Here is an 18,830-nt window from a genome sequence, read left to right as displayed (position 1 = left end):
CGGCCAGACCCCAGCCATCGGGGTCCCGGGGGGCGGGCGCCGCGGCTACGGGGTGCGCGGGTCGGGGGGGCGGGTGGCGTCCCAGCGGGCGAGGAGGTGGTCGGCGAGTGCCGCCGGGCTGGGGTGCTCGAAGACGGCCGTGGCGGTCAGCCGCACACCGGTCGCGGCGACCAGGCGGTTGCGCAGCTCGATCGCGGCGAGCGAGTCGAACCCGGCGTCGCGGAAGGGCCGTTCGGCATCGCGGAAGGCTGCGTCGGCCGCGTCGGCCCCGGCGTCGTCGCCTCGGCCGTGGCCCAGCGCCACGGCCGCGTGCGTACGCACCAGGTCCAGGAGCACCCGCCGGCGCTCTGCCGCGGGGGCACCGGCAAGTGCATGCGCCAGGCTCTCCGCATCGGACGGGCCGGCCCCGTCGGGTACGGCAGCCGCCTCGGGTACGGGGACGGTGCGCCGGGCCGGTGCGCGGACCAGGGACCGCAGCAGCGGGGGGATGCCGCCCTCCGCCGCCCCGCGGGCCCGTACGGCCTCCGGGTCTAGCCGGACGGGCACCACGGCGGCTCCGGCTGCCGTGCCGGCCGCGTCCGCCGTGCTGGATCCGCCGCCGCCCGCGCCGAAGGCGCCGTCCGCCGCGCCGGTCCCGCGGGGCCCGTACGAACCGTCGCTCTCCCCGGCCCCGTTCGGGACCAGCGCCGCGTCGAAGAGCGCCAGGGCCTCGTCGGTGCCGAGCGCGCGCATGCCCCACCGGCCCAGCCTTGCCCGGTCGGCCGGGCCCAGCGCGCCGGTCATGCCGCCGGTCTGCGCCCACGGGCCCCAGGCCAGCGACACGGCGGGCAGGCCGCGGGCGCGGCGGCCGGCGGCGAGCGCGTCGAGGAAGGCGTTGGCCGCCGCGTAGTTGCCCTGACCGGGGGTGCCGAGCACGCCGGCGACGGAGGAGAAGAGGACGAACGCCTCCAGGTCCAGCCCCGCGGTGAGTTCGTCCAGCGCGAGCGCCGCGTCGGCCTTGGGCGCCAGGACGCGGTCCACCTGCGCGTCCGTGAGGGAGGTGACGAGCGCGTCGTCCACCACGCCCGCGGCGTGCACCACGGCCCGTAGCGGGAACTCCTCCGGAATGTCCGCGAGGAGCCGCGCCAGCGCGCCGCGGTCGGCCACGTCGCAGGCGGCCACCTGCACCGCGGCGCCCAGCCGGGTCAGCTCCGCCGCCCACGCGTCCACGCCCTCGGCGGCCCGGCCGCGCCGACCGGCCAGCAGCAGCCGCCGGACACCGTGGCGGGTCACCAGATGCCGGGCCAGCAGCCGGCCCAGGTGCCCGGTGCCGCCGGTGAGGAGCACGGTGCCGTCGCCGGAGAGCGGCGAGGGGCCAAAGGGCCCGCCGGGGCCGGCGCGCACCAGGCGCGGGCGGAGGACGGCTGCGCCGCGCAGGCGGATGTGGTCCTCGTCCACGGCCGCCGCGATGCCCGCCACGTCGGCGAGCCGCGCGGGGGCCCGGTCGGCGGTCACCAGCACGAAACGGCCGGGGTGTTCGGCCTGCGCGGAGCGGATCAGGCCCTCGGCCGCGGCGTGCGGCGGCAGCCCGGCGCGCGTGACGATCGCCAGGCGCTCGGCCGCGGGCTGCTCGGCGCCGAGCCAGCCGCGCACGAACATGAGGGCCTGGTGGACGGCGCCGCGCACGTCGGTGTCCTCGTCGAGCCGGGCCACGACGAGGTCGGGGTCGGCGACGTGGGCGCGTTCACCGGGTACGGGCTCCCACGCGACCCGGTACAGGGAGTTCCGGGCGGCCGGCGGGGGACCGGGGGACTCGGCGGGGGCGCTCTTGAACGTCAGGGAGGCGACCGTGGCCACGGGCCGGCCGGAGCCGTCCGCGACGGTCACGGAGACCGCGTCCCCGGCGACCGGGGCGAGCGCGACGCGCAGCGTGGTGGCGCCGGAGGCGAGGAGTTCGGCCCCTTCGAAGGAGAAGGGCAGGGCCGGGGTGCCGTCGGTGGCCACCATGCCGGCGAGGACCACCGGGTGGAGTGCGGCGTCGAGCAGCGCCGGGTGGAGACCGAAGCCCGTGGCGTCGGCGTCCGCGGCCAGGGCGACTTCGGCGAACACCTCCTCGCCGCGCCGCCAGGCAGCGCGCAGCGTCCGGAAGTCGGGGCCGTAGCGCAGGCCGGCGGCGGCGAGCCGCGGGTAGCAGTCGGTGAGATCCAGGGGTGCGGCGTCCGGCGGGGGCCACGAGGCGAGGTCGGCGGGCGGGGTCGGGGCGTCCGGGCGTGCGGTGCCCCGGTGTGCGGTGGCCGGGGCGAGCACGCCGGTGGCGTGCCGGGTCCACGGCTCCTCGGGCTCCGTGTCCGGCCGGGCGTACACGCCGAACGTGCACCGGCCGGCGTCGTCCGCGCCGTTCACGACGACCTGGAGCCGGACACCGCCGTGTTCGGGCACCACCAGCGGGGTGTGCAGGGTGAGTTCCTCCAGCCTGCCGCGGCCGGCCTCGTCACCGGCGCGCAGGGCCAGGTCGACGAACGCCGTGCCCGGCACCAGCGCGCGCTCCCCCACGCGGTGGTCGGCCAGCCAGGGTTGCGCCGATATCGACAGCCGCCCGGTCAGGACCACGCCCCGGCCGTCGGCCATGTCCACCGCACCGCCGAGCATCGGGTGGCCCGCGGCCCGTACCCCGAGGTCGGCGGCCAACGCCGCGCCTCCGGGCGCGGGCCGGAGCCAGTACCGCCGCCGCTGGAAGGGGTACGTGGGCAGCTCGACCCGGCGCCCGCCGGAGCACAGGGCCTGCCAGTCGACGTCGACCCCGGCGCACCACGCGCGGGCCACCCCTTCGACGGCGGCCTGCGGCTCGGGGCGGTCCGCGCGGCCCAGCGGGCAGAACACCGGGCCCCCGGGGTCCCCGAGGGCTTCCGCGGCCATCGCGCTGAGCGTGGCGTCGGGCCCGATCTCCAGTACGTGCCGGATGCCCTCGGCCGCCAGCGCGCGGACGGCGTCGTGGAAGCGCACGCCCTCGCGGGCGTGCCGCACCCAGTACTCCGCGGACGCCAGGTCGCCCGGCCCGGCGCGCCGGCCGGTCACCGTGGAGACGGCGGGGATCCGCGGTGCGTGGAACCGCAGGCCCGCCGCCACCGCGCGGAAGTCCGCGAGCACCGGCTCCATCAGCGGCGAGTGGAAGGCGTGGCTCACCCGCAGCCGGCGGGTCTTCACCCCGCGTTCCGTGAACTGCCGGGCGAGGGCCGTCACCACCGGCTCCGCACCCGAGACGACCACCGCGCGGGGGCCGTTGACGGCGGCGATGCCGGCGTCGCCCTCGTGGCCGGCCAGGGCGGATGCGACCTCGTCCGCGGGCGCCGCCACCGCGACCATGGCGCCGCCCGCGGGCAGGGCCTGCATCAGCCGGCCGCGGGCCACCGCCAGCGTGCAGGTGTCCTCCAGGGACAGGACGCCGGTGACGTGCGCGAGGGCGATCTCCCCCACCGAGTGGCCCACCACCAGACCGGGCCGGATGCCCCAGGACTCCACCAGCCGGAAGAGCGCCACCTCGTGGGCGACGAGGGCCGGCTGCGCCCATTCGGTACGGCGCAGGGTCTCCTCGTCCGCGCCGAGGACGACGTCGTTCAGCGGGCCGGGCAGCAGCTTGTCGAGGATCTCGCACGCCTCGTCCCAGGCCGCCGCGAACGCCGGGAACGCCTCGTACAACTCCCGGCCCATGCCCGGCCGCTGCGCGCCCTGCCCGGCGAAGAGCAGGCCCACACCGGAGGCGTCGCTCCGCGCCACGCCGCGGACCACGCCGGGCCGCTCCGTCCCGGCGGCCACGGCGGCGAGGCGGGCGGTCAGCTCCGTCGCCGTGCCGCCGACCACGACCGCCCGGTGTTCCAGGGGCGTACGGGTACGGGCCAGCGACCAGCCGACGTCCGGTGCGGAAAGGCCCGTACCGGCGCCGGCCGCGAACTCCCGCAGCCGCACCGCCTGCTGGCGCAGGGCGGTCTCGCCGCGTGCGGAGAGGACCCACGGGACGACGGCGGCCGGGGCGGCGGGGCCGGCGGTGGCGGCCGGGTCGGTGTACGGCGGGCGCCCCGCGGGCGCGGCCATCCGCCCCGCCTCCCGGGCCCCCTCCTCTTCCCCCCGCTCTGTGCCTGCCGCCTGCTCCCCGGTCTCGTCGGCTTCCTCGGCTTCCTCGGCTTCCTCAAGGATCACGTGGGCGTTGGTGCCGGTGATGCCGAACGACGACACCCCCGCCCGCCGGGGCCCGCCGCGCTCGGGCCACGGCCTGGCCTCGGTCAGCAGCTCCAGCCCGCCGGCCGCCCAGTCGACATGGGGCGACGGCGCGTCCACGTGCAGCGTCGCGGGCAGCAGGTCGTGGCGCATCGCCATGACCGTCTTCATGACGCCGGCCATGCCCGCCGCCGCCTGGGTGTGCCCGATGTTCGACTTCACGGTCCCCAGCAGCAGCGGCCGTTCGGCCGGGCGGCCCCGGCCGTAGACGGCGCCGAGCGCCTGCGCCTCGATCGGGTCGCCGAGCCGGGTGCCGGTGCCGTGCGCCTCCACGGCGTCCACGTCGGCGGGGGTGAGCCGGGCGTCGGCCAGGGCGTCGCGGATGACCTGTTCCTGCGCCTCGTCGTTGGGGGCGGTCAGGCCGTTGCTCGCGCCGTCCTGGCCCACCGCCGTGCCCCGTACGACGGCCAGCACGGGGTGGCCGTGGCGCCGGGCGTCGGACAGGCGCTCCAGCAGCAGCACGCCCACGCCTTCCGCGGGGCCGAAGCCGTCGGCCGCCGCGGCGAACGCCTTGCACCGGCCGTCGGCGGCCAGGGCCCGCTGGCGGCTGAGGTCGACGATCCAGTTCGGCGAGGACATGACGGTGACGCCGCCGGCGAGCGCCATGGTGCACTCGCCGCGCCGCAGCGCCTGTACGGCGACGTGCAGGGCGGTCAGCGAGGACGAGCAGGCGGTGTCGACGGTGAGGGCGGGGCCGCGCAGTCCGAAGGTGTACGCGATACGCCCGGACATCCCGCTCGTGGTGGTACCGACGGCGAGGTAGCCCTCCAGGTCCCGCGCCGCCGGGTCGCCGTGGCGCGGCGCGTACTCCTGGGGCGTACCGCCGACGAAGACGCCGACGGGCTCGCCCCGCAGCTCCGCGGCCGGGAGCCCGGCGCGTTCGAAGACCTCCCACGCCACTTCGAGCAGCAGCCGCTGCTGCGGGTCCGTCGCCAGCGCCTCGCGGGGCGAGATCCCGAAGAGCTCGGCGTCGAAGTCCCCCGCCCCGCACAGGAATCCACCGGAGCGCACGTACGTGGTGCCGGGCAGCAGCGGGTCGGGGTCGCGGAGCGCGTCCAGGTCCCAGCCGCGGTCGCCGGGGAGGGGCGACAGGCACTCGCCGCCGTCGGCGACGAGGCGCCACAGCTCCTCGGGGGAGGTCACTCCCCCGGGGAAGCGGCAGGCCATGGCGGTCACGGCGACGGGCTCGTGCCGGCTCGCCTCGGCCTCTTCGAGACGCTGCCTGGTCCGGCGGAGGTCGGCGGTGACCAGCCTGAGGTAGTCGCGCAGTTGTTGTTCGTTCGCAGACACCGGAAGAGACTCCCGTCAGTGACATGGAGCGCGGTCGCTCCGCGACGTGACCGAGGGGCGCCGCCCACGGCTCCCTGGGCGGGCTACTCGACGGAGATCACCTCCACGGGGCAGCTCATGGCCGCCTCGCGCACCGCCTCGTGCTGGTCCTCCGGCGGGTCCTGGCGCCTGACCACGACCACGCCGTTCTCGTCGCTCTGGTCGAAGACCTCGGGCGCGGTGAACGCGCACATGCCCGTGGCCACGCACCTGTCGGTGTCGACGCTGATCCGCATCGTCTTCCCCTCCCGGGTCCCGCTCGTCCCGCCCGCCGCGCCTGCCGCACCCGCCGCGCCCGTCAACGTGCCGTCCCTGCGGGGAGGATGGCGTCCCAGGTCACCGGCACCTCGGCCGGCCCGTGCACGGGGGTGCCGGTCTTGAACGGGACGTCCGCCGCCGGCACCGCGAGGCGCAGCGACGGGACGCGGCGCAGCAGCGTCTCCAGCGTCACCGTCAGCTCCAGCCGCGCCGTCTGCTGCCCGAAGCACTGGTGCGTGCCGTACCCGAAGCCCAGGTGCTTGTTGGGCCGGCGGCCGACGTCCAGCCGGTCGGGCTCGGGGAACGCCCCGGGGTCGCGGTCGGCCGTCTGGATGGCGGCCACGATGTAGTCGCCCTCCGCGACCGGGTGGCCGCCGATCTCGGTGTCCCGCGTCGCCTGGCGGACGATGCCCGGGCCGCCGCCGAGGAAACGCACGATCTCCTCGACCGCGCTGGGGATCAGCGACGGGTCCGCGCGCAGCCGGTCCGTTTCGGCCGGGTGGGCGAGCAGGGTGAGCAGGCCGTGGGACATGGTCGTGGCGGTGGTGTCGAAGCCGGTGACCAGCATGGTGGAGCTGATCGCCACCAGCTCCGCGTCGGTGAACGGCCGCGGGGCGGCGGCGCCGCGGGCGATCATGCGGCTGAGCGCGTCGTCGCCGGGGTCCGCGCGGCGGGTCACGACCAGCTTGTAGAGGTACGTGTGCAGCGGCTTCAGCGCCTCCGCCAGCTCCGCCCTGCTGGTGGCGCCGCTGAACACCGCCGCCGCCGCGCGGTGGAACAGCTCCCGGTCGGCGTACGGCACGCCGACGAGCGCACCGATGGCGGCCGAGGTGACGGGGAGGGCGAAGTCGGCGTAGAAGTCGCCGGGCGGTCCGGCGGCGGCGAGCGCGTCGAGCCGCTCGTCGACGAGGTCCTGCACCAGCGGGCGCAGCTCCGCCATGCGCCGCGGGGTGGCGACCTCGGGGCCCATGTGCTGGCGGAACCGCTGGTAGTCCGGGCCGTCCATGCGCGAGAACTCCAGCTCGCCGACCGGCCGTTCGGGGTCCGCGTGGGCCATCAGGTGGACGGCCTGGCCGGGCCGGCTGCTGAAGCGCTCGGCGTCGCCGAGCACCTCGCGTACGTCGTCGTACCGCGTGACCAGCCAGGCCACCAGGCCCGTCGGGCACTTCACCCGGGTCACCGGCGCGCGTTCGCGCAGCGCGGCCATCTCCGGCGGCGGCCCGAACGGGCACTCCCGCGGCTGCGGCATCGGCAGCTCCAGAAGATCCGGCCCGCCCGGCCGGTCCGTACGCTGGTCCATGGTCCGTCTCGTCTCCCTAGGAACGGCCGCGCAGCTCGCGGCGGAGGATCTTGCCGCTCGCGGTGCGCGGCAGGGCGTCCACGAAGGCGTAGTCCGTGGGGCTCTTGTAGTCCGCGAGCCGGCCCCTGAGGAACGTCGTCAGCTCGCGGGCCGTGGGCCGCTCGCCCGGCCGGGGCAGGACGTACGCCCTGACCGCCTCGCCGCGCACCCGGTCCGGCACGCCCACCACGGCGACCTCGGCCACGGCCGGGTGCTTGCCGAGGGCGTTCTCGACCTCGGCGGGGTACACGTTCTCGCCGGCGACGAGGATGACGTCCTTGATGCGGTCGCGGATGTAGACGTAGCCGTCCTCGTCGAGGAAGCCCGCGTCGCCGGTGTGCAGCCAGCCGTCGGCGACGGTGCGTTCGGTGTCCTCGGGACGGTTCCAGTACCCGTCCATGACGGCGGGGGTGTCGAGCAGGATCTCGCCGACCTGCCCGGCCGGCAGCGGCTCGCCGGCGCGGTCCACGACCTGCACGGCCACGCCGGGGTAGGCCCGGCCGGCGGCGGTGAGGCGGGGCCCGCCCGGCACGTGGTCGGCCGGGGGCAGGCAGAGGGCGGAGGCGCAGGTCTCGGTGAGGCCGAAGATCTGCGCGAACTCGCAGCCCATCGTCTCCAGGCACCGGCGCAGCAGCGCCTCGGGCATCGGTGAGCCGCCGTAGACGACCTTGCGCAGGCCCGCGAAGTCGGCGGGGCCGACGCCCGGTTCGTCGAGGAGGACCTGGAGCATGGAGGGCACGACCAGCGTGGTGGTGATGCCGGCCGTACGGATCGTGCGCAGCGTCCGGCCGCCTTCGAAGCCCTGCCCGAGCACGTTGGTGGCCCCGGCGCGGAAGCCCTGGAGGAACCACCACGGGCCGCCGATGTGGTGCCCCGGCAGGACGTGCAGGATCCGGTCGTCGGCGCGCCAGTCGATCCAGTCCAGCCGGTGGCGGGCCAGCAGGTCGTTGATCGCCCAGTAGCTGCCCTGGCCGAGCACCACGCCCTTGGGCGCGCCGGTCGTGCCGCTGGTGTAGATCTGCGTCAGCGGCTGCCCGGGGCCCGGGACGGTGCCGGGGCCGGGTTCGGTGGCGGGGTGGTCGGCGGTCCAGCCGGTCAGGCCGCCGAGCGGCGCGTCCTCCTCCAGCCCGATGACGGTGCGCAGCGCGGGCAGCGCGGGGCGGATCCGTTCGGCGGCGGGCAGCCGCTCGGCGTCGGTGACCAGCAGGACGGCGCCGGAGTCGCGCAGCACGTGCTCGACCTCGCCGGGGGTGAGCCGCGGGTCGACCGGCACCAGCACGGCGCCGCTCTTGGCGCAGGCCAGCAGGAGGTCGTAGTAGTGCTCGGTGTCCGCGGCGAGGTACGCGACGCGGGCGCCGGTGGCGACGCCCTCGGCGGCCAGCGCGCGGGCCGTGCGGTTGCTGCGGCGGTGCAGGTCGAGGAAGGTGACGCGGCGGCCGGCGCACTCGACGGCCACGGCATCGGGGCGGGTCGCGGCGTGGTGGGCCGCGGTGGCGGCGATGGTGGGGAGCCGGACGGCGGCTCCCGTGGCCTGGCTCATCGCGTGTCTCCGTTCGTGCTGTCGGCGCCGTCGGCCCTGTCGGCGCTTACGGGGTCCGCGGCCGTCCCGGGCCCGGCAGGGGCGGCCAACTGCCCGTCGATGAACTCCGCGAGCAGCGAGACCGACGGGTGGTCGAAGACGCTGGCGGCGGAGAGCGGCAGCCGGAAGCACTGCTGGAGCGCGTTCTTCAGCTCGACGGCGGCCAGGGAGTCCAGGCCGACCTCGAAGAAGCGGGCGTCGGGCGGCACGTCGTCTGGTCCGTCGTGGTGCAGCAGGTCCGCGATGAGGCCGCGGAGGGTGCGGGAGACGGCCTCCCGGCGCTCCGCCGGGGGCAGCGCCGCCAGGGCCGCCAGGTCGACGTCGGCGGTCCTGCGCGCCGGGCCCCGTCCGACGTGGTGGTACAGGGCGTTGGGCTGCGGCCGGGTCGCGGCGCAGCGGTCCCAGTCGACCTCGGCGATGGTGACCTGGGCGGGCGGCCGGTCCAGCAGCCGGAACAGGGCGCGCATGCCCGTGACGGGCCGGAAGAAGGTGAAGCCCTGCCGCTCGACGTTCGCGACGTACTGCGCGTCCATGCCGGCGGCGAGGCCGATCTCGCCCCAGGCGCCCCAGTTGACGCTGGTCCCGGGCAGTCCGGCGGCGTGGCGCCGGCACATCAGGGTGTCCAGGAAGGCGTTGCCCGCGGCGTAGTTCGCCTGGCCGCCGGTGCCGAGGACCGACGTGACCGAGGAATAGCCGAGGAAGAAGCGCAGGTCGGGGTCGGCGAGCGAGTTGCGGTGCAGCAGCCAACTGCCGTACACCTTGGCCCGGAAGATCGTCTCGATGCTCTCCCAGGTCTGGGCCGCCACCGGGGCGTCGGCCAGCACGCCCGCCGCGTGCACGATGCCGCCCAGCGGCCACGGCCGGGTCCGCAGGTCCGCGAACACGCGCTCCACGTCCGCGGCGTCGCCGACGTCGGCCGCGTAGGCGACGACCTCGACGTCCGGGCCCAGGTGCGCCCGGAGGGCGTCGAGTTCCCCGGCCGCGGGGGTGTTTCGGCCCGTCAGGGCGAGGTGCCGCGCGCCGAGGGCGGCCAGGCGCTCGGCGGCGAGCCGGCCGAGTGCGCCGAAGCCGCCGGTGACGAGGTAGGTGTGGTCCGGGCCGACCTCGACGGGCCGCGCGGCGGGCGGCGGTTCCGCGTCCGGGTCGCCGCCGAAGGTGACGACGGCCTTGCCGACGTTGGCGCCGCGCTGGAGCACGCCGAACGCCTCGTCGACCTCGTCCAGGGTGTAGGCGGTGGTCGGCAGGGGGGTCAGCTCCCCGGACCCGACCAGCTCCATGACCGGGCCGAGCACCTCGCTCGCCAGCTCCTGGCTCTGCTCGGCGGTGAACTCGCCGAAGTCGAAGGTGTGGTACGTGACGTCGGGCCGGGCGCGGTGGACGTCCTCGGGGCTCCACGCGCCGATCTTTCCCAGTTCGACGAAGCGCCCGTCGCGGCCGAGCGCCCGCAGGCTGTGCTCGACGCGGTCGCCGCCGAGGCTGTGCAGCACGATGTCGACGCCCGCGCCGTCCGTGGCGGCCAGCACCTCGTCGTCGTACGTCAGCGCGCGGGAGTTCATGAGGTGGCGGACGCCCTGGGCCCGCAGGAGCGGCCACTTGTGCGGACTGGCGGTCGCGAAGACCTCGGCCCCGGCCCGCTGGGCGAGCCGTACCGCGGCCTGGCCGACGCCGCCGGCCGCGGCGTGGATCAGGACCTTGTCGCCGCGCCGCACCCCCGCCAGGTGGTGCAGCCCGTGGTAGGCGGTGAGGAACGCGACGGGCAGCGCCGCGGCCTCGGCGAAGCCGAGCCGCGCCGGCTTGGGGGCCGCCATCGCCGACTCGACCGTCACCTCCCGGCGCAGCGAGCCGACATGGGCCGCGACGACGGCGTCGCCGACGCGGAACGAGGCCCGGGGCCCGGCGGCCGTGACCACGCCCGCGCACTCCAGTCCCAGCGGCAGTTCGGGCGGTGCGGTCCCGGCCTCCTCGGCGAGCACGCGGTGCAGGCCGAGGACGTTCAGCACGTCCTTGACGTTCAGGCCCGCCGCGTGGACCCGTACCCGGATCCGGCTGCCCTCGGGGGCGGGCTCTTCGCCGAGCGGCACCGCGACGACGCCGCCGACCTGCCCGTACTCCTTGATGACCAGCTCGACGTCGGTGCGCGGGCCGCCGGGCTTCGGGTGGACGCGGCGTACGTGCCGCAGGCCCGAGCGGTAGGCGACCTGGTACTCGCCCGACTCCTTGGCGGCCATCTCCTCCAGCAGCACCGGGTAACCGGTGCCGGCGGCGTCCCCGGCCGGCGGCGGCAGGTCGACGAGGGTGAGGCCGTAGGCGGGGTACTCGGTCCACATCACGTGGCCGAACCCCCACAGGGTGGCCGCCGCCGGAGGCGCCTGGCCGACGCCGTCCGCGCCCTGCGGCCGGTCCCCCGGCACCGCCTGGCCGCCCTCGGTGACCAGCCACAGCCGCTGTCCCTGCCCGAACCCTGTCTGCTCCAGCGCGTCGCGCAGCGCCAGCAGGTCGCGGTAGTTGCGCTCGCACTCGGCCGGCAGCGGCTCGCCGTCGTTCTCGGGCGGTCGCCAGAACCAGCACACGTCGGTGGGCCGCTCCTTCAGCAGCGCCACCGCCTCGGCGGACGTGGCGGCGACCGACAGGGTGACGCCCCGCTCCTTCGCGGGCCCGGCGAGGTCGTCCAGGCCCGCCCGCGCGGGGCCGACGAGCAGCACGTGGCGCGGCTCGGCCGCAGTGGTGCGCAGCGACCGCTTGACCCACCGCACCTCGGAGTACATCCGGTCGCGGTCGGGGGCGGCGTTCGCGACGCGCCGCAGGGTGAGGCCCTCCAGTACGAAGACCGGGCGGTCCCCGTCCAGGACGAGCACGTCGGCGGTGGGCAGTTCCCCGTCCGCGCCGGCGGCGGGCGGGGTGACGCGCAGCACGCTGCGCAGCGTCTCGCCGCGGGGCTTGCGCAGCAGCCGGCAGCGGCCGAAGCCCACGGGCATCGCGACGGTCTCGCTGTCGTCGGCGAGGGCGGTGATGGTCTGGAGCGCGCAGTCCAGGACGGCGGGCGGCAGGTGCTCGACCGGGGCCGCGTCCCGGCCGCGCAGTTCGCCGACGGCGAGGTGGTCGCCGTGCCGCTCGACCCGCCGGACGCCCCGGAAGTGCGGGCCGTACTCCACGCCCAGCTCGGCGAAGTCCGCGTAGAGGTCGTCGGCCTGCCGCTGCGAGCGGGGCTCGTCCGCCCGGCCGAGCAGGTCGTGCAGGGAGCGCTGTGTCTCGGTGAGCGCGGCGCCGGCGGCCCCCGCCGGTCCTGCGGCGTCGACGGTGGCGGTGAGATGGCGCCGTTCGAACGGCTCGGCGCCGGGGTCCTCGCTCGCCACCAGGCTGACGATCTCGACCTCCGCCAGGTCGCCGGCGCCCGGCCGCAGCCGGGTGCGCAGCTCGACGGAGCCCTCGTCGGGGACGAGCAGGGCCTCGTGGATGGTCACGCCGGTGACGGGGAGGGTCGTCTCGCCGTAGACCGCGTCCTGGAGGGCGAGCAGCGTCTCGACGTAGCCGGCGCCGGGGAAGACGACCCTGCCCATCACCTTGTGGTCGGCGAGGTAGGCGGGGCGCCGGGCGTCGAGCCGGGCGGAGAACGTCCGGACGCCGGCGGCGCGTTGCTCGTCGGTGGAGACCTCGCGGCCGAGCAGGGGGTGTACGTCGCCGCTGCCCCGGGCGGCGGCGGCGCCGCTCGGGGCGGGGAGCCAGTGGCGGCGCCGGTCGAAGGCGTACGTCGGCAGGGTGAGCCGGCTCCTGGGGCGGTCGCCGTAGTAGCCGGCCCAGGACACGGGGGCGCCGGCGGCGTAGAGCTGGGCGAGGGACTGGCGGGCGACCGTGGCGTCGGTGTCCTCGGCGTGCAGGCTGCTCAGCCACTGGTGGTCGCCGGGCGCGTCGAGGACCTGCTTGCCCATGCCGACGAGTTCGGTGGCGGGGCCGACCTCCAGGAACGCGTGCGGGCCGCGCTCGGCGACGGCGCGTATGCCCTCGGCGAACCGCACCGGCTCGCGCAGGTGGCGGGCCCAGTAGTCGGGGGTGGACAGCTCCGCCGGGTCGGCGATGCGGCCGGTCACGTTGGAGACGAGGGTGAACTCGGGCGTGTGGAAGGTCAGTCCCGCGGCGACCTCGCGCAGTTCCGCGGCGGCCTCGGCCATCAGCGGCGAGTGCGAGGCGCAGGACACCGCGAGCCGCCTGGTCCTGACCCCGCGCCCGGCCAGCGCCTCCTCGACGCTCGCCAGGGACGCCTTGCCGCCGGACAGGACGATCTGCCGGGCGCCGTTGACGGCGGCCACTGACAGGTCGTCGTGCTCCTCCAGCAGGTCGGCGGCCTCGGCCGGCGACGCCTCGGCGGCGGCCATGGCGCCGGGCGGCGACGCGTCCATGAGGCGGGCGCGGGCGGCCATGAGGGTGACGGCGTCGTCGAGGGAGAACAGGCCGGCGACGGTGGCCGCGACGATCTCGCCGATGCTGTGGCCGGCCAGGACGGACGGCCGTACGCCCCAGGAGAGCCAGAGCCCGGCCACGGCGTACTCCAGCGCGAACAGCGCGGGCTGCATGTAACGGATCTGGTGGATCAGCTCGGCGTCGTCCGCGTCGCCGAGCACCATGTCGCGTATCGACCTGCCCAGGTGGGGCGCGAACAGCCGGTCGCAGGCGTCCAGATGCTCGCGGAAGGCGTCGAACCGCTCGTACAGCGGCCGGCCCATGCCCACGTACTGGGTGCCGCCGCCGGAGAAGAGGAACGCCGTGCGGGCGGGCCCGGCCGGCCGGCCCGGCCGCGTGGAGCGGGTCAGGGCGTTGTCGAGGAGCCTGGCGACGTCGTCGTGGTCGCGGACAACTCCCGCGGTGCGCAGGTCGAAGTGGGCCCGGGTGGTGGCGGCGGCGTGGCACAGCTCCGCCACGTCGGTCCCGGGGCGGTCGCGCAGCATGCGCTGGTAGCGCTGGACCTGCCCGCGCAGCGCCCCGGCGCTGCGCGCGGAGAGGGTGAGGACGTGCGCCTCGCCGGGCCCTTCGGGGTCCGCCGGCCGCGGGGCGGGGGGCGGTGCGGCGGCGGTCGGCGCGGGCGCTTCTTCGAGTACGACCGAGCCGATGATGCCCGTCAGGCCGAACGAACTGACCACGGCGCGCCGGGTGTCGGCGGTCCACGGGCGTCCCGAGGTGGGGACGGTGACCGGGAGGTCGTCCCACGGGATGCGCCGGGAGGGCGTGTCGAGGTTCAGGTGCGGGTAGAGCGCGCCGTCCCGCAGTTGCAGGACGGTCTTGATGATGCCGCCGATCCCCGCGGCCGACTCCATGTGCCCGATGTTGGTCTTGAGCGAGGCGACCGCGAGCGGGTCCTCGCGGGTGTGCGAGGCGCCGAAGACGGCGCCGATGGCGCCCATCTCGATCGGGTCGCCGAGCGGCGTGCCCGTACCGTGGGCCTCGGCGTAGGAGATGTCGCCCGGCTCCAGCCCGGCGCCGGCCAGGGCGGCGCGGATCAGCCGCTCCTGGGCGGTGCCGTTGGGCACCATGAGGGAACTGCTCTCGCCGTCCTGGCCGACGGCGGAACCGCGGACCAGCGCGTAGATCCGGTCGCCGTCGCGCTGGGCGTCGGAGAGCCGCTTGAGGACGACGACGCCGCAGCCCTCGCTGCGGCTGTAGCCGTCGGCGGCGTCGTCGAAGGTCTTGCACACACCGTCGGGGGCGAGCATGTTCCCGTTGCCGGCCATGACGTAGGCGCGGGGGCTGTGGATGGTGTTGACCCCGCCGCACAGCGCGAGGTCGGTCTCGCCGGCGCGCAGGGCCTGGGCGGCGAGGTGCACCGTGACCAGGGAAGCCGAGCAGGCGGTGTCCACCGTCATGCAGGGGCCGCGCCAGCCGAGGAAGTAGGAGAGCCGGCCGGCGAGCGCGCTGAGCGTCACCCCGGTGGCCATGTGCGGGTTCAGCTCCTCCAGGGAGTACGCGCCCATCTCCCCGGCGTAGTCGAGGTTGCTGACGGCCATGTAGACGCCGCCGGTGCCGTGGCGCAGCGGCGTCGGGTCGACACCCGCGTCCTCCAGCGCCTCCCAGGCGACCTCCAGCGCGACGCGGTGCTGGGGGTCGACGAAGTCGGCCTCCTTCGGCGAGATGTTGAAGAACTTCGCGTCGAAGTGGTCGACCTTGTCGATGAATCCACCCTGCGCGCACCGGATGCCGCCCGGGGCCCCGGGGTCGTCGTCGCCCGCGTCCACGGGGTCCCACCGGTCGGTGGGCAGCGGCCGCAGGCCGGACCGCCCGTCGCGCAGGAAGGCGGCGAATCCGTCGGGTGTGGTGTTGCCGCCCGGAAACCGCAGGCCGATACCGACGACCGCGATGGGCTCCCCGTGGGGTGTGGACATGACTCCGTACTCCCGTGTCATCCCTGCTCGGGTATCTGGTCGGTCTACGCCGTCGAGGCGGAGAGGCCCTCGGCGCCGGCGGCGGCCCGCACGGCGACCAGCACCTTGCCGTGGGCGGCGGCCTCGTCCGTCTCGCCGAACCGGCACGTCGTACGGAGGAACAGGAACGGCCCGTTTCCCCAGTCGCCCCGGAACGCCTCGACGACGTCCAGCTCCCCCCAGAAGCGGCGGCCGCGCATGTGCCGGCGGAAGGAGCTGTGGAAGTCGGCGATGAACATGTCCTCCAACTGGCGCGCCCAGAAGTCGTCCAGGGACCAGCCGTCGAAGGAGCGCATCAGCCGCTTCTCGACCGCTTTCGCCATGAGGAGATAAACCATCTGGTTGTAGCAGATGTTGAACTCGACGGCGTTGAAGTGCCCGGTGTCGTCGATGTAGCACGATTCGGGGATGTGGAACCGGCCGCGTACGCCTACTCCGCCGCCCTCGTCCTCCGGGTCGCCCTTGGCGGTGACCGTGGCCGAACCCAGGTACCGGCAGTGCGGCTTGTAGACCCGCAGTACGCGCTCCAGCAGGGCCTCGTCGTTGCCGAACTCCACCGTCTCCTCCTCCCGCGTCTCGCCGCCGCCGCCTAGGACCGCGCGATGCCGGGGTAGAACTCGTACTCGTCGTGGACCGTCACGCGGAAGGACACGGTGGGCTCGGGATTGACCGTGTGCAGAGCGCGGTGCACCAGGCTGCGGTTGTCCCAGACCAGCAGGTCGCCCTCGTCGAACCGCTGGAGGTGGATGGCGGGGTGGGTGAAGGTGGTGTCGGCCTGGCCGACGGCCTCGAAGAGATCCTCCAGCAGCCCGTCGCGCAGGGCCTTGCCCTCGCCGTCCACGAGCTGGTAGCTGACCGCCTCGCTGATGTAGAGCACGGGCCGGCCGGTGACCGGGTGGGGGAAGACGGTGGGGTGGGCGACCGCCGGGGTGGTCTCCTCGATCTCCGCGATGATCTCGGATATCGGGCGGTAGACGTCGGTCGGCCGTATCTTGAAATACCGCCGCACGCTGTTCATGACGCGGCTGCCCGCGATCTCCTCCTTCAGCTTCCCGGGCAGTTGCTCGTACGCCTTCTCCAGGTCGATGAAGAACGTGCCGCGCTCGCCACGCGGAATCACCTGGGGATAGATCAGGGTCAGGCCGAACGGACGCGGCATGAAGGAATAGTCGTGGTGCCAGAACTTCCCCGTCTGGGGGACGCCGACCTGCTCCCCCTCCTTCTTCACGTTGGAGGAGACGAAGATCTCCTCGTGCTCGGGGTGGTGGTACATCGGCTGGTAGTAGGTCTCCACCTGGCCGAGACGCCTGCCCAGCGCCACGAAGTCGGCCGGGTCGAGCTTCTGGTTCTTCAGCACCACGATCTTGTGGGTGTAGACGAGCTGCTTCAGCGACGCGAGATCCGCGTCCGGTGCGCCGAGGACGTCCATGTCGTCGACGGCCACGCCCATCAGGGACTTCTCCTGCGGAATAGTGATCACGTGCACTGCTCCAACCTGGTGCTCGCCACTGAGCCGAAGCTCACGGTAGAGGCGTGCCGACGCCCGTGCGGAAACCCGGGACCGAACCTGGGGTGGAGGCTGGGGTCGCCCCCGGGGAAGCCGAACGGGCCGGTCAGCAGGCCGCGGTTGCGCCGCCGGGGTTACGCCCGGGCAGTCCGCTTCGGCGCCCGGAAGCCCCGTCGCGCCACCGTCAGGGCCTGCGCCGGGCGATCTTCGTACATGGCGACATGACCGGACAAGGTCGCACAAGTTAGCTCACTCGACCACGAGTGGCCCCGCGCTGGTTCAGCATGGACATGCGGCCGGCGGGCATCCGCTCACCCCCCTCCACCGGTTCCGCGCCGGCGAACGACGGCTCGATCGCTAGGTGGAGGCGTGACGAAAAAGCATCCCGTACCGGACTACGTGGGGCGGATCCTCTCTTCTTCCGGGGTCCCCCAGGGCACCTGCTTCCAACTGGCGCCGGGCTATCTGGTGACGGCGTGGCACGTCGCCCAGGGCACGCTGGCGCTCGGCGACGACGCCGTGCTGCGGGTCGACCGATTACGGGACCCCGGGGCAGGGCGGATCACGGCGCGCGTCCTGGCCGAGGACCGGAAGGCGGATCTGGCGCTGCTTGCGGCCGACGCCGCCTTCCCCGGGAGTGCGCGGCTGCTGCGCGGGGCCCGGTCGGTCGGGCAGGCCGAGCCGGTGACGGTGGTGGGCCACGCGCTGATCCACGAGACGGCCGGCAACCCGCCGGTCGTGTGGGTGGAGGCGCTCGGCGAGTGGCAGGGCGAGACCCGCCGCGGCGACGACGTCACCCTCGGGCGCTTCCACTCGCGGGACGTGCTGCCCGGCATGAGCGGTGCGCCCGTACGGCAGCGGAGCGACGACAGCGTGGTCGGCGTCGTCTCCGCGCGCTACAACACCGCCGACGGCTGGCTCGCCAACAGCGTGTGGGCGGGGCGCGTCGACGACCTGCGCGCCCTGTGCGCGGGCCGCGTCGACCTCGACAGGGGCCGGTGGACCGGCTTCGCCGCAGCCGCCGGGGGCGGTGCCGCGGCGGCGGTGGCCGGGGATCTGCTGCGCAAGCACCGCGACGGCCCGGTCATCGACGTCCGTACGGAGCCCGGTGAGCCGGCGGCGGCTGCCGCATCCGCCGAAACCGGGACCGGGTCGGGGACCGGAGCCGCGGACGTGCCCGTGCCCGGCGGGTCGGGCGGGACCGTGTCGGACGCCGTCACCGAGGGGGGAAGCGAGAGCGCGCTGGAGCGTCTCGCCGACTGGATCGCCAACAACCTGTAGGACGCCGCTCCCCCGGGCCGCGAGCGGCACGGGGACGGGCGGCGCGCGACCGGAAGGTGCACGAGGTGGAGAAGAGCCCGTACGACAGCGACTACGGACGCTGGCTGATGAACGTCTCGCGACTCAACAGCGTCCCCCTGCCCCTGCCCGCCGTCCTCGACGACGGCACGCCGGACTCGATCAGGATCGAGACCGGCGACGCCTACATACACCGCGAGACCGGGGTGATCCTGGCGTTCGTCCTCACCGACGACCGGGGCCGGCGCCACCTGTTCGCCCTGGACCACGCCGACCGGGACTTCGAGCCGCTACGGGACATGCTCCACGCTTTCCTCCGCTCCCCGTTCCTGAGGGCTCTGCGGAACGCGACCCCGCTCGGCAGGCTGATTTACATCACCGGAGCCGCGGTGCGGCACTACTGGCGGTGGGAGAAGGAGCCGGCCGGCACCGGCTACTACGTGCAGCCGGGCGGAAGTCTCCTGTTCCGCGGGACCTACCGGCTGGAGCAGGGGGGATTCGGCTCGTGAACCCCCAGAAGGAGGCGCTGCCCACCGTCATCGACGGCCAGGAGGTCTACATCGCGGTCCAGCGGCTCCCCGGCTCCGAACCCACCACCTCCAGCCTGCGCAGGGTCGCCGGTGAGAAGGCGACCGAGGCCCTGGACCACGTCCAGAACACGATCCACGTCGTCGCCGAGCGGTTCAGCCGGACCGTCGGCGAGCTGGCGGCGCAGGCCACCGCGCCGGAGTCGGTCTCGATCGAGTTCGGCATCTCGATCGCCAGCGAAGGGAACGTCGTCCTCTTCAGCGGCTCGGCCGAGGCGTCGGTGGCGGTCACCCTGACGTATCCGGTCCCGGCCCGTGGCTGATCCGCGGATCG

Annotated in this window: 10 protein-coding genes; 3 read left to right on the top strand and 7 right to left on the bottom strand. The window is 75.2% G+C overall.

The genetic code is table 11. From position 1 onward, the window contains the following. Nucleotides 1-45: 45 nt before the first annotated feature. The 7 genes from QBL21_RS13115 to QBL21_RS13085 all read right to left on the bottom strand — a co-directional run bounded on the left by QBL21_RS13115 (nt 46) and on the right by QBL21_RS13085 (nt 16,613). A complete protein-coding gene (locus QBL21_RS13115; RefSeq protein WP_407562332.1) occupies nt 46-5,541 on the bottom strand; it encodes a type I polyketide synthase in 5,496 nt (1,831 codons plus the stop codon). 83 nt (nt 5,542-5,624) lie between these two features. Further along, a complete protein-coding gene (locus tag QBL21_RS13110; protein WP_407562331.1) occupies nt 5,625-5,816 on the bottom strand; it encodes a ferredoxin in 192 nt (63 codons plus the stop codon). A 62-nt stretch (nt 5,817-5,878) separates the two neighbouring features. Next, nucleotides 5,879-7,138, bottom strand: a complete 1,260-nt coding sequence (locus QBL21_RS13105) for a cytochrome P450 (RefSeq protein WP_407562330.1) — start codon at nt 7,136-7,138, stop codon at nt 5,879-5,881. A gap of 16 nt (nt 7,139-7,154) precedes the next feature. Beyond that, nucleotides 7,155-8,717, bottom strand: a complete 1,563-nt coding sequence (locus QBL21_RS13100) for a long-chain-fatty-acid--CoA ligase (protein ID WP_407562329.1) — start codon at nt 8,715-8,717, stop codon at nt 7,155-7,157. After that, complete coding sequence (locus QBL21_RS13095) at nt 8,714-15,124, bottom strand: SDR family NAD(P)-dependent oxidoreductase (protein WP_407562328.1); 6,411 nt, start codon at nt 15,122-15,124, stop codon at nt 8,714-8,716. The genes QBL21_RS13100 and QBL21_RS13095 overlap by 4 nt, the downstream gene beginning before the upstream one ends. Nucleotides 15,125-15,168: 44 nt before the next feature. Then, nucleotides 15,169-15,720, bottom strand: a complete 552-nt coding sequence (locus tag QBL21_RS13090) for an FcoT family thioesterase (protein WP_407562327.1) — start codon at nt 15,718-15,720, stop codon at nt 15,169-15,171. A gap of 32 nt (nt 15,721-15,752) precedes the next feature. Beyond that, nucleotides 15,753-16,613, bottom strand: coding sequence for a TauD/TfdA dioxygenase family protein (locus QBL21_RS13085; RefSeq protein WP_407566406.1), 861 nt, complete (start codon nt 16,611-16,613; stop codon nt 15,753-15,755). 426 nt (nt 16,614-17,039) lie between these two features. Between QBL21_RS13085 and QBL21_RS13080 the strand changes: the two genes are divergently transcribed. The 3 genes from QBL21_RS13080 (at nt 17,040) to QBL21_RS13070 (ending at nt 18,819) form a co-directional block, all read left to right on the top strand. Next, nucleotides 17,040-17,951, top strand: a complete 912-nt coding sequence (locus QBL21_RS13080) for a hypothetical protein (RefSeq protein ID WP_407562326.1) — start codon at nt 17,040-17,042, stop codon at nt 17,949-17,951. Nucleotides 17,952-18,016: 65 nt separating this feature from the next. Beyond that, nucleotides 18,017-18,478: a hypothetical protein gene (locus QBL21_RS13075; protein WP_407562325.1), complete on the top strand. Its 462-nt coding sequence runs from the start codon at nt 18,017-18,019 to the stop codon at nt 18,476-18,478. Beyond that, nucleotides 18,475-18,819, top strand: a complete 345-nt coding sequence (locus QBL21_RS13070) for a CU044_2847 family protein (protein WP_407562324.1) — start codon at nt 18,475-18,477, stop codon at nt 18,817-18,819. Before QBL21_RS13075 ends, QBL21_RS13070 begins: the two co-directional genes overlap by 4 nt. The last annotated feature ends 11 nt before the right edge of the window (nt 18,820-18,830 follow it).

The sequence above is a fragment of the Streptomyces sp. 184 genome (assembly GCF_045781775.1).
Classification (GTDB): Bacteria; Actinomycetota; Actinomycetes; order Streptomycetales; family Streptomycetaceae; genus Streptomyces.
Note: the sequence above shows the minus strand (reverse complement) of the source record. Positions and strands in the feature narration are given on the sequence as shown.